At 75.8% G+C, this 10,104-nt stretch carries 10 protein-coding genes; 5 read left to right on the top strand and 5 right to left on the bottom strand.

Going from position 1 to position 10,104, the window contains the following annotated elements; all coding sequences use genetic code 11:
• The first annotated feature begins 165 nt into the window (after nucleotides 1–165).
• From L7D48_RS20270 to L7D48_RS20260, 3 genes are all read left to right on the top strand, one after another.
• On the top strand, nucleotides 166–933 hold the full coding sequence (locus L7D48_RS20270; protein ID WP_237881074.1) for a DUF4239 domain-containing protein: 768 nt from the start codon (nucleotides 166–168) through the stop codon (nucleotides 931–933).
• Between the two features lie 92 nt (nucleotides 934–1,025).
• The gene (locus tag L7D48_RS20265; RefSeq protein ID WP_237881072.1) at nucleotides 1,026–2,510 is read left to right on the top strand and encodes an acyl-CoA synthetase; all 1,485 of its coding nucleotides are present in this window, start codon (nucleotides 1,026–1,028) and stop codon (nucleotides 2,508–2,510) included.
• On the top strand, nucleotides 2,503–3,918 hold the full coding sequence (locus tag L7D48_RS20260; protein WP_237881070.1) for a carboxyl transferase domain-containing protein: 1,416 nt from the start codon (nucleotides 2,503–2,505) through the stop codon (nucleotides 3,916–3,918). Before L7D48_RS20265 ends, L7D48_RS20260 begins: the two co-directional genes overlap by 8 nt.
• Nucleotides 3,919–4,046: 128 nt before the next feature.
• On the opposite strand, the gene L7D48_RS20255 is transcribed toward L7D48_RS20260, so the two are convergent.
• Nucleotides 4,047–5,075 carry an MsnO8 family LLM class oxidoreductase gene (locus tag L7D48_RS20255; protein ID WP_237881068.1) on the bottom strand — a complete coding sequence of 343 codons (1,029 nt, stop codon included), beginning with the start codon at nucleotides 5,073–5,075 and terminating at the stop codon, nucleotides 4,047–4,049.
• A 127-nt stretch (nucleotides 5,076–5,202) separates the two neighbouring features.
• On the opposite strand from L7D48_RS20255, the gene L7D48_RS20250 reads away from it, so the two are divergent.
• Nucleotides 5,203–5,865, top strand: a complete 663-nt coding sequence (locus tag L7D48_RS20250; RefSeq protein ID WP_237881078.1) for a GPP34 family phosphoprotein — start codon at nucleotides 5,203–5,205, stop codon at nucleotides 5,863–5,865.
• A 52-nt stretch (nucleotides 5,866–5,917) separates the two neighbouring features.
• Here the strand turns inward: L7D48_RS20250 and L7D48_RS20245 are convergent, their stop codons facing one another.
• Nucleotides 5,918–6,829 carry a LysR family transcriptional regulator ArgP gene (locus L7D48_RS20245; RefSeq protein WP_237881066.1) on the bottom strand — a complete coding sequence of 304 codons (912 nt, stop codon included), beginning with the start codon at nucleotides 6,827–6,829 and terminating at the stop codon, nucleotides 5,918–5,920.
• A 46-nt stretch (nucleotides 6,830–6,875) separates the two neighbouring features.
• Here L7D48_RS20245 and L7D48_RS20240 point away from each other — a divergent pair, with 46 nt between their 5' ends.
• A complete protein-coding gene (locus L7D48_RS20240; protein WP_237881064.1) occupies nucleotides 6,876–7,496 on the top strand; it encodes a LysE/ArgO family amino acid transporter in 621 nt (206 codons plus the stop codon).
• 29 nt (nucleotides 7,497–7,525) lie between these two features.
• Here the strand turns inward: L7D48_RS20240 and L7D48_RS20235 are convergent, their stop codons facing one another.
• The 3 genes from L7D48_RS20235 to L7D48_RS20225 form a co-directional block, all read right to left on the bottom strand.
• Nucleotides 7,526–8,245, bottom strand: coding sequence for an ABC transporter ATP-binding protein (locus tag L7D48_RS20235; protein ID WP_237881076.1), 720 nt, complete (start codon nucleotides 8,243–8,245; stop codon nucleotides 7,526–7,528).
• Between the two features lie 16 nt (nucleotides 8,246–8,261).
• Nucleotides 8,262–9,230 carry an ABC transporter ATP-binding protein gene (locus tag L7D48_RS20230; protein ID WP_237881062.1) on the bottom strand — a complete coding sequence of 323 codons (969 nt, stop codon included), beginning with the start codon at nucleotides 9,228–9,230 and terminating at the stop codon, nucleotides 8,262–8,264.
• On the bottom strand, nucleotides 9,227–10,104 hold an 878-nt coding region (locus L7D48_RS20225; protein ID WP_237881060.1), incomplete at its 5' end, for an ABC transporter permease. The genes L7D48_RS20230 and L7D48_RS20225, both read right to left, overlap by 4 nt.

Here is a 10,104-nt window from a genome sequence, read left to right as displayed (position 1 = left end):
CCCCCCACCCCGGGGCCAGGCGCCACCGGCCCGACTCGGGGCTGCCTCTGACCGGACGCGCCCTGCTGGTCCTCACCCCGGCCGTGCTGGCCGCCGCCGTGCTGCGCCCGCGCTCCGGTTCCCGATCCCGCTGACCTCGATACCGAAGGCCCGAAGGAGCCCCCCGTGACCGACTGGCTCTTCCTGTTCCTCGCCGTCGCCGTCTCCTGTGCCGTCGTTGTGACCGTCATCCTGCTGCGGCGGCGCCGGGCGGGCGAGGACGACGACCCGTCCGAGACGCCCGACGTCATCGAGTACATGACGATGATGATCGGCGTGGTGTACGCGATCGTCCTCGGTCTGGCCATCGCGGGCGTCTGGGAGGGACGCTCCGCCGCGGAGGAGTGGACGCGCCAGGAGGCCCAGGCGCTGTACGAGGTGCGTGAGCGCGCCCAGGCCTACCCCGCCGCGGTCCGCGACCGCGTCCGCGACGGCGTCGACGCGTACGTCCGCCACACGGTCGCGGTGGAATGGCCGCACATGGCCGAGCACGGCGGGACGACCGAACGCGGCACGGCGCTCCTGGCGGACCTGCGGCGGACCGTCATCGGCCACGAGCCGGTCACCGTACGCGAGGCGCAGACGTACCAGGCCCTGGTGGACCAGGTGGCCCTGGCGGACGAGGCCCGTACCGCCCGGTCGCAGGGCGCCGAGCCGACGCTGCCCGGTGTGGTGTGGCTCGGCCTGGTGTCGGGCGCCGTGATCGCGGTGGGCATGGTGTTCGCGCTGCAGATCCAGCGCTCGGGCCGGGAGCTGGTGCTGGCCGGCCTGTTCACCGCGCTGATCGCGTTCCTGCTCTTCCTGGTCTGGTACTTCGACTCGCCGTTCACCCGCGGGTTCGCGGATCCGGCCGAGGCGTTCACCACGCTCTTCCCCGGCGCCGCGGGCGACTGAGATCACACCGGGCGCCCCGGGCTGCGCCCGTCCGGTTGGGTAGGCACCCTGGAGACCGACCGCACGGCCGTGAACCAGACGAGGAGCCCCGGGTGCCCGCACTCTTCCCCAGCCTGTACCAGGCGCCGGACAAGCCCGCGCTGCACTTCGGCGACCGGGTGATCGACTACGGCCGGCTGGCCGGGGCCGCGCACGCGCTCGCCCTGGAGATCGCCGAGGCCGGCCGGGTGGCGGTGTGGGCGACTCCCTCGCCGCACACCTGCGTCGGCGTCCTGGCCGCGCTGCTGGCCGGGGTTCCCGCCGTGCCCGTCAACCCGCGCATCGGCGAGGAGGAGCTGGCCCACATACTCACCGACAGCACGCCCACCCGGGTGCTGGCCGCTCCCGGCGACGAGCTGCCCCCGGCGCTGGACGCGCTGCCGCGCACCGACGTCGTTCTGGAGCCCGCTGCCGATCCCAGCCCCGACGGCACCACGGCCGCGCCCGACGAGAACGGCCCGGCGCTGATCGTCTACACCTCCGGCACCACCGGGCCGCCCAAGGGCGTGGTGGTGCCGCGCCGCGCGATCGCGAGCACGCTGGACGACCTGGCCGACGTCTGGCGGTGGACGGGCGACGACGTGCTGGTGCACGCGCTGCCGCTGTTCCACGTGCACGGGCTGGTCCTGGGCGTACTGGGCCCGCTGCGGCGCGGCGGCACGCTGCGCCATCTGGGCCGTTTCTCGCCCGAGGCCGTCGCGGCGGCGCTGGAGGAGGGCGGCACCATGGTGTTCGGGGTGCCGACGATGTACCACCGGCTGGCCGAGGCCCTGGAGGCCGGCGGCGAGGCCGGAGAAGAGGGGGGCGGGGAGGGGGGCGCCCGGCTGGCCGAGGCCCTGCGCGGGGCCCGGCTGCTGGTGTCCGGCTCGGCCGCGCTGCCCCTGCACGACCACGAGCGGATCACGGCCGCGACCGGACAGCGCGTCGTCGAGCGCTACGGGATGACCGAGACTCTGATGATCACCAGCGTGCGGGCGGACGGCGAACGCCGCGCCGGCACCGTGGGCGTGCCCCTGCCCAGTGTGGACGTACGGCTGGTGGACGACGAGGGGCGGCGCATCGAGGGTGGCGACGGCGAGACCGTGGGCGAGATCCAGGTGCGCGGGCCCAACCTGTTCACCGAGTACCTGCACCGGCCGGACGCCACCGCGCAGGCCTTCGCGGGCGGCTGGTTCCGCACCGGCGACATGGCCACCCGGGACGCCGACGGCTTCTACCGGATCGTGGGCCGCAGGGCGACGGACCTGATCAAGAGCGGCGGTTACCGGATCGGCGCCGGGGAGATCGAGAACTGCCTGCTGGGCCATCCCGGCGTCGCCGAGGCGGCGGTCGTCGGCGAGCCCGACCCGGATCTGGGCGAGCGGATCGCGGCATGGGTGGTGCCGTCCGGTGGGCAGCGTCCCACCGAGCGGGAGCTGATCGACCATGTGGCGCGGCGGCTCACGCCGCACAAGCGGCCCCGGGTCGTGCGGTTCACCGACGCCCTGCCCCGCAACGACATGGGCAAGGTCATGAAGCGGGAGCTGGGCCGTGGCTGAGCGGCCGGCCGGGGAGGGACCGAAGGCGCCGGGCGGGCGGCTGCCGGCCCGGGCGGTGATCGACGCGGTGGCCGACGGCTTCACCGAGCTGCCCGGCACCGGCGGGGGCGGAGGCGGAGGCGCCGCCGCCGGCACTTACGGGGACGGGCCGATCGACTGGGAGGGCTACGGCCGGGCGCTGGCCCGCGCGCACGAGCGCACCGGCGAGCACGAGTCGGTGGTGTGCGGCACCGGCACGGTCGGCGGCGTTCCGGCGGTCCTGATCGCCTTCGAGTTCGCCTTCCTCGGCGGCTCCCTCGGGCAGCGCACCGGCGACCGCATCGAGGCCGCCCACCGGCACGCCCGCCGGGCGCGGCTGCCGGTGGTCTCGCTGACGGCGACCGGCGGCAGCCGTATGCAGGAGGGCATGCGGGCCCTGGTCCAACTCCAGCGCGTGGCACGGCAGTCGGCGCTGACCCGGGCGGCGGGCCTGCCCCAGATCGCCGTCGTACGGGATCCGACGACCGGCGGCGGCTGGGCGACGCTGGGCGCCGGCTCCGACGTGGTGCTGGCCCTGCCGGGCGCCCAGGTCGCCTTCGCCGGCTCCCGGGTGCGCCCGCCGGACGCCGACCCGGCCGCGTACGGCGCCGAGGAGAAACTGGCGGCCGGGCAGGTCGACCGGGTCGTGGCACCGCGGGAGCTGCCCGAGGTCCTGGGCCGCTGGCTGTCCCTGCTCTCCTCCCCCGACGGCTCCCCCGCCGCCGCGGGCGGTCCCGCCGAGCCGCCGCGCGCGCTGGGCGGTGCGGGCGCGCAGGGCCTGCCGGAGACGGGCTGGGAGGCGGTGGAACGGGCCCGCTCCGCCCGCCGGCCGCGCGCGGACGCCTATCTGGACGCCTACTTCGAGGTCCGTGAGGAGATGTCGGGCGACCGCTGCGGCGGCACCGACCCGGGGATGCGCTGTGGTTTCGGGCGCAGGAACGGCCGCACCGTCGCCTACGCCGCCCAGTGCGGCACGCCGACCCTGCCGGCGGGCTTCCGCACCGCCACCCGGCTGATCCGGCTGGCCGACCGGCTGGGCATCCCGGTGCTCACCCTGGTGGACACCCCGGGCGCGGCCAACGACGAGGCGGCCGAGCGCTCCGGCGCGGGCGCGGCCATCGCGGACCTCTTCGCGGCGGTGGCCGAGGCCCGGGTTCCGGTGACGACCCTGGTGGTCGGCGAGGGCGGCTCGGGCGGGGCGCTGGCGCTGGCGGCGCCGGAGAACACCTGGGTCACCCCGGACTGCTACTTCTCCGTCATCGCCCCGGAGTCGGCCGCGGCCATCCTCAAGCGCGGCCCGGAGCACGTCCGCGAGACGGCCGGCGAACTGCGGCTGCGTCCGCAGGACCTGGTGGATCTGGGGGTGGCGCGCGGCATCGTGCGGCCGTAGCGCCGGCGCGCCGGAGTGAGCGGCGCCGGGCCGTGCGGCCGGGGCTCCGTCCCGTCCGCACGGCCCGGCTGCCGGCGCACGGCGTTCCGGGTACGGCGTTCCCGGGCACGGCCGGCGCCGGGCCCCAGTCACCGGCCGGCGGGGCTCAGGCCCGCCGACCGGGCCAGCCGGCGGTAGGAGTCCAGTCGCCGCCCGTGGTCGTGGGTGCCCAGGGTGATCAGCAGTTCGTCGGCGCCGCTGCGCCGGGCCAGCCCGGCGAGCGCTTCGGCCGTCTCCTGCCCGGTCCCGCCGATCCGCGAGCGGCGGGCCTCGGCGAACAGGGTGCGCTCGCGGTCGGTCATCTCCCGCTCCAGCACTTCGCCCGCCGGCTCCAGCGGCGGGAAGACGCCCCGGGTGCGGGAGACGACCGTCGCCCATGCCTCCGGGGCGTGCAGCGCCTCCGCCTCGGCGGCGGTGGCGCCCGCCGCCGCGCTCACCGAGACGACCACGTACGGCCTGCGGTACTGCTCCGGGGCCGAGGCGGAGGGCCGGAAGGCCGCGCGGTAGCCGGCGATCGCGCGCAGCATCCGCTCCTCGCCGCGCACCGGGGCGATCACCAGCGGCAGCCCGCGTTCGGCTGCCGCCTGTGCCCCCGAACCCGTGGCCAGCACGAACACCGGCACCCTGAGCCCCTGGGAGGGCACGGCCCGCACCCCCCGCGCTCCGTCGCCGGTGAACCAGTCCAGCAGTTCGTCCAGGTCGTCGCCGAACCGGTCGGCGGCCTCCTTCTGCGCCCCCAGCGCCCGCCGCACCGCGCCGGTGAAGCCGACCGAGCGGCCCAGGCCGGCGTCGATCCGTCCTGGGAACAGCGACTCCAGCACCCCGAACTGCTCGGCGACCACCAGCGGCCGGTGGTTGGGCAGCATCACCCCGCCCGTCCCGACCCGGATACGGCCGGTGGCCGAGGCTACGGCGGCGGCGAGCACGGTCGGCGCGGACCCGGCCACGCCGGGGACCCCGTGGTGCTCGGCCACCCAGAAGCGGTGGTAGCCCAGCGCCTCGGTCTCCCGGGCGAAGCGCACGGTGGCTCGCAGGGCCTCGTCCGCGCCCTCCCCCTTCCGGGTCAGGGAGCGGTCCAGGACCGACAGGCGGACGGTGCGCAGCGCTTCGTTGACCATGTACGTCCCAACAAGTGCGGCGGTGGGGGATTCCCGCGCCGCAGGGGGCAACCGCGCATGCGCGTGGGCGCGTCCTTCACCGAAAGGAGCTGTGCGGAGAGTCGATACGGAGAGCAGGGGGCCGCCGGTGGGTGTCACGCTGGGCGAGGAGATCATGCTGCTGTCGCTGGACGACGCCTCCGGTGCGACGAAGGACGGGGCCTCCACGGGCTGGGGCGTGGCGGGCGGCATCCTGCTGGATCTGGTCATGGCCGGGCGGGTGACCGTCGACGGCGGACGGCTGGAGGTCGCCGACCGCACCCCGACCGGTGTCCCCCTGCTCGACGGGCGCCTGGAGCGGATCGCCGACTGGACCGGTGGCGGGAAGCGGAGGAAGGCCTCCGACTGGCTGGCCAAGGATCAGGCCAAGTCCGTCCGGGCGGCGGTGGAGAGCCTGTGCGGGCGCGGCCTGGTCGCCGAGGAGCGGGTTCGCGTCCTCGGCCTCTTCCCCGTGCGGCGCTATCCGGAGGCGGACGGCTCGGTGGAGCGGGAGGTGCGCGAGCGACTGGCCTCCGTGGTCGTCGGCGGCGCGGACCCCGACGACCGTACCGCCGCCCTGGTCGCCCTGCTGCACGCGGCGGAGCTGTACCGGCAGGCGTTCCCCGGCCTGCCCCGCAAGCAGGTCGAGCCGCGTATGGCCGGGATCGCCGAGGGCAACCGGGTGGGCGACAGCGTCCGCCGGGCGATCCGCGATGTGCGGGCCGCGGTCGCCGTGGCCACGACGATCACCGTGGTCGCGGCCGCGTCCTGAGCCCGGGGCCGGGACGGGGCCCGGCCGGGTGCGGCGCCGGGCGCGCCGGCGGTCACGGCCTTCCCGGCGCGGTGGTCCGGTCGTCCTGCCGGGCGGTGCGCAACCGCCGCCGGCTGGCCGCGCGGACGGCCGCGGTGATGCGGTTCAGCCGCTCGGACTCCAGCGACCAGGTCTGCCAGTGGAGGGCGACGTCGCGGTGGGCCTGCTCCTCGAGCAGGATCAGCGTCCCGTCGGCGAGTTCCGTGCTCAGCTGGAGCTCCGGGATCATGCCCCACCCCAGGCCCGCCCTCAGGGCCGCGAGGAACCCCTCGGACGAGGGGATGGTGTGCGTGGGCGGGAGCCGGTCGACGCTCCGGGAGCGGAGCACCTGGCGCTGCAGGTCGTCCTTGGCGTTGAACTCCAGCATGGGCATGCCCGCCCAGTCGACGCCGGCCGCTGTGGTGAACCGCCGGTGCAGCGCGGGGGCGGCCACGGGCACGTAGCGCATGAAGCCCAGCCGCTCGACGCGGCACCCGTTGACCGGTGCGGGGTCGGCGGTGACGGCTGCGATGACGTCCCCCTGGCGCAGGAGCCGGCTGCTGTGGTCCTGGTCCTCCACGTGCAGGTCCAGCGTGGTGTCCGTCCAGCCGGCGGCCTCGTGGAGAACTGGCACGAACCAGGTGATCAGGGAGTCGGCGTTGACGGCCACCGGTGTCACCGCCCGGGAGGAGACCCCGTTGCCCAGCGCGCGCCGGGTCTCCGCCTCCAGCACCTGCACCTGGCGTGCCATGCGCAGCAGCACCGCTCCGGCCTCGGTGGGGGCGCACGGCACGCCCCGGCGCACCACCGTCTGGCCCACGGAGTTCTCCAGGGCCTTGATGCGCTGGCTGACGGCCGAGGGGCTGATCCCGAGCAGGTCCGCGGCGGCCTCGAAGGTCCCCTCGTCGATGATCGCGGCCAAGGCGCGCAGATGCTCGAAGTTCATGAAGCAAATCTAACGCATCCGTCATTCTTTTCATTTGTCTGTATCCATGAGGCTGGCTAGCGTCAGGGCCATGTGGGGTACCTGGAGTGCCGGGCTCGCGGCCGGCCTGGCTCTGATCATCGCCATCGGCGCGCAGAACGCCTTCGTGTTGCGGCAGGGCATCCGCCGGGAGCACGTCGGGGCGGTGGTGGCGCTGTGCACGGCCGGCGACGTCGTGCTGATCCTCGGCGGCACCGCGGGGATCGGGGCGCTGGTGTCCCGCTTCCCCGGCGCCCTGGAGGTGCTGCGGTGGGCGGGAGCCGCCTACCTGGCGTGGTGGGCGGTGCGCTCCTTCGTCTCCGCGGTGAGACCCGCCTCGCTGAAAGCCGACGCCGCCCGGTCGCGGAGGTCGGTGATCACCACCACCCTGGCCCTGACCTTCCTCAACCCCCATGTCTACCTCGACACCGTGGTGCTGCTGGGCAGCCTCGCCAACCAGCAGGGCCCCGACGCCCGGTGGGTCTTCGCCGCCGGGGCGGTGACGGGCAGCGTGGTGTGGTTCTCCGCTCTCGGCTACGGCGCCAGGGGGCTGTCGGGCGTGCTCGACAGCCCCCGTACCTGGCGGGTGGTGGACCTGGTGATCGGCGTCGTGATGCTCGCCCTGGCGGCCAACCTGGTCCTGGGGTGACGGCCCGGGGGTGACCCGCCCGCGGTGCGTCACCGCGGCAGGAGGGCCCCGAACTCGACCGTCCTGTCGCACCAGCGCTCCAGCAGCACCCGGTCGTGGCCGACCGCGAGCAGCGCCGTGCCGTGTTCGCGGCGGTACTCCTCCACGGCGGCGACGAGGGCGGCGGTGGTGGAGGCGTCGAGCATGGCGGTCATCTCGTCGCAGATCAGCAGCCGGGGGCGCAGGACGAGCGCGCGGGCCAGACAGGCGCGCTGGAGCTGGCCGTCACTGACCTCGTGCGGGCGGCGGGCGAGCAGGTCGCCGCCGAGGCCGACGGAGGCGGCCAGCGCGGGCAGCCGGCCGGGGATCTCGGCCCGGCGGCCGGTGGCGCGCAGGGGTTCGGCGATCAGGTCGGCGAGGGTGAGGCGGGGGTCGGCGGCGAGGCGGGGCTGCTGGAAGACGACGCCGACGGTCGTGCGCAGCCCGCGGGGGGCGCGGTGGCGGAAGCCGTACACCGTCCGTCCGGCCAGCCGCACGGTGCCCGCCCGCGGCCGGTGGAGCAGGGCGGCGACGCGGGCGAGGGTGGACTTGCCGCATCCGCTGGGGCCGAGCAGCCCGACGGCCTCGCCGTCGCCCACGGTCAGGGACGCCCCGTGCAGTACGGGGGCGCGGCGGTCGTACCCGGCGGTGATACCGCGCAGTTCCAGCGCGAATCCGGGCACCGGCTCATGCGTGGGTCCGGGTATCGGTCCGGGTATCGGTTCGGGCATCGCTTTGGACGTCGGCTCAGGCATCGGCGGTCTCCGGGGCGTGGGAGTACGCGTGGTGGCAGGCCACCGCTCCGGCGCGGGATCCGGCCAGGGCGGGCACGGCGGCGCAGGCGCCGGTGGCGCGGTCGCAGCGCGGGGCGAAGGCGCAGCCGCCGGGCAGGTCGTCCAGCTCGGGCGGCATGCCGGGGATGGGGGTGAAGGACCTCTCGGGCAGCGCCTCCAGCAGCCCGCGGGCGTACGGGTGCCGGGGGCCGGGTGTGCCGAAGAAGTCCGCGGCTTCGGCGAGTTCGACGATGCGCCCGGCGTACATCACCGCGACCCGGTCCGCGATGCGCTCGGCGGCGGCCAGGTCGTGGGTGATGACGAGCAGGCCGCGGCCGGCGTCCACGTGGTGGCGCAGTTCGTCCGCGGTGCGGTCCACCAGGTCGCGGTCCAGGCCGGTGGTCGGTTCGTCGGCGATCAGCAGCGGGGCCTCGCCGACGAGGGCGAGGGCGGTGGCGGCGCGCTGGGCGAGGCCGCCGGAGAGCTGGTGCGGGTACCGGTCGAGGTGGTCGGCGGGGAACGCCGCGCGTTCGGCCGCCGCCTCGGCGGCCCCGCGCAGCTTCGGCCCGTGTGTGCCGGTCAGCTCCCGCACCGTCTCCTCCAGCTGGGAGCGGACGGTGCGCACGGGGGTGAGGTGCGAGGCGGGGCTCTGCGGCACCAGGGCGATACGGCGGCCCCTCACACGCCGGGCCAGCTCCCTCTCCCCCGCGGTGAGCAGGTCCAGGCCGTCCAGCAGGGCCGCACCGCCCACCCGGGCGTTGCCGGGCAGCAGCCCCAGCAGCGCGGAGGCCAGTACCGACTTGCCGCAGCCGCTCTCCCCCACCAGGGCCAGGCACTCGCCGGGAGCCAGGTCGAAGGAGACCCCCGTCACGGCGGCGACGGTGCGCCCGCCGCGCAGCGGGAAGCGTACGGACAGCTCCTGTACGGACAGTCGGGCCGTCACAGCGTCAGCTCCGATCGGACGCGCGGGTTGATCCGCTCGCGCCAGGCGCCGGCGAGTCCGGCGATGGCGAGGGTGGGTACGACGATGAACAGGCCCGGCCAGAGGGTGGGCCACCAGGCTCCGGCGAGCAGCGAGCCGCGCGCGGCCTCGGCCATGGTGCCGAGGCTGGCCTGGTGGGCGGGGATGCCCAGGCCCAGGAAGGACAGCGCGGACTCGTGCCAGATGGCGTGCGGCACCATCAGCACGGCCGCCAGCCCGGCCTGCGGCAGGACGCCGGGCAGCAGATGGCGTACGGCCACCCGCCACCGCGAGGCGCCGCCGGATATCGCGGCGTCCACGTACGGGCGGTTGCGCAGGGAGTGGGTCTCGGCGCGGACGATGCGGGCGGTGGACAGCCAGTGGGTGAGACCGACGGAGGCGATGACCGGCCAGATTCCGGGCCGGAACATCGCCACCACGAAGATGCCCAGGAGCAGGTGGGGCACGGAGGCGAAGACGTCCACGACCCGCATCACCAGCCGGTCGGTGCGCCCGCCCAGCGCCCCGGCCAGGCCGCCCACCGCGATGCCGACGACCGTGGCCACCAGGGCCGCGACCACGCCGACCAGCAGCGAGACGCGCAGTCCGTGGAGGCAGCGCAACAGCAGGTCGCGGCCCAGTTCGTCGGTGCCGAAGGGGTGCTCCCAGGAGGGAGGCCGGAGTTTGGCCGCGAGGTCGACGGCCTGCTGGTCCAGGGGGAAGAACACCGGCACCAGCAGCGCGGCCAGGACGGTGGCGGCGGTGAGGACGGCCGAGACCCGGGCGCGCCAGGCACGGGCGGCGGTCGGGCGCCCGAAGCCGCGCCGCGGGGCGGCGGCGGGGGAAGGGCCTTCGG

The sequence above is a fragment of the Streptomyces sp. ICN903 genome (genome assembly GCF_022015835.1).
Classification (GTDB): Bacteria; Actinomycetota; Actinomycetes; order Streptomycetales; family Streptomycetaceae; genus Streptomyces; species Streptomyces fenghuangensis.
Note: the sequence above shows the minus strand (reverse complement) of the source record. Positions and strands in the feature narration are given on the sequence as shown.

What these genes read in the sequence shown, in the direction of transcription:
- L7D48_RS20235 (WP_237881076.1), bottom strand. Translation starts at nt 8,245, where the DNA reads ATGCCCGAACCGATACCCGGACCGATACCCGGACCCACGCATGAGCCG.
- L7D48_RS20240 (WP_237881064.1), top strand. Translation starts at nt 6,876, where the DNA reads ATGAGGCTGGCTAGCGTCAGGGCCATGTGGGGTACCTGGAGTGCCGGG.
- L7D48_RS20245 (WP_237881066.1), bottom strand. Translation starts at nt 6,829, where the DNA reads ATGAACTTCGAGCATCTGCGCGCCTTGGCCGCGATCATCGACGAGGGG.
- L7D48_RS20255 (WP_237881068.1), bottom strand. Translation starts at nt 5,075, where the DNA reads ATGGTCAACGAAGCGCTGCGCACCGTCCGCCTGTCGGTCCTGGACCGC.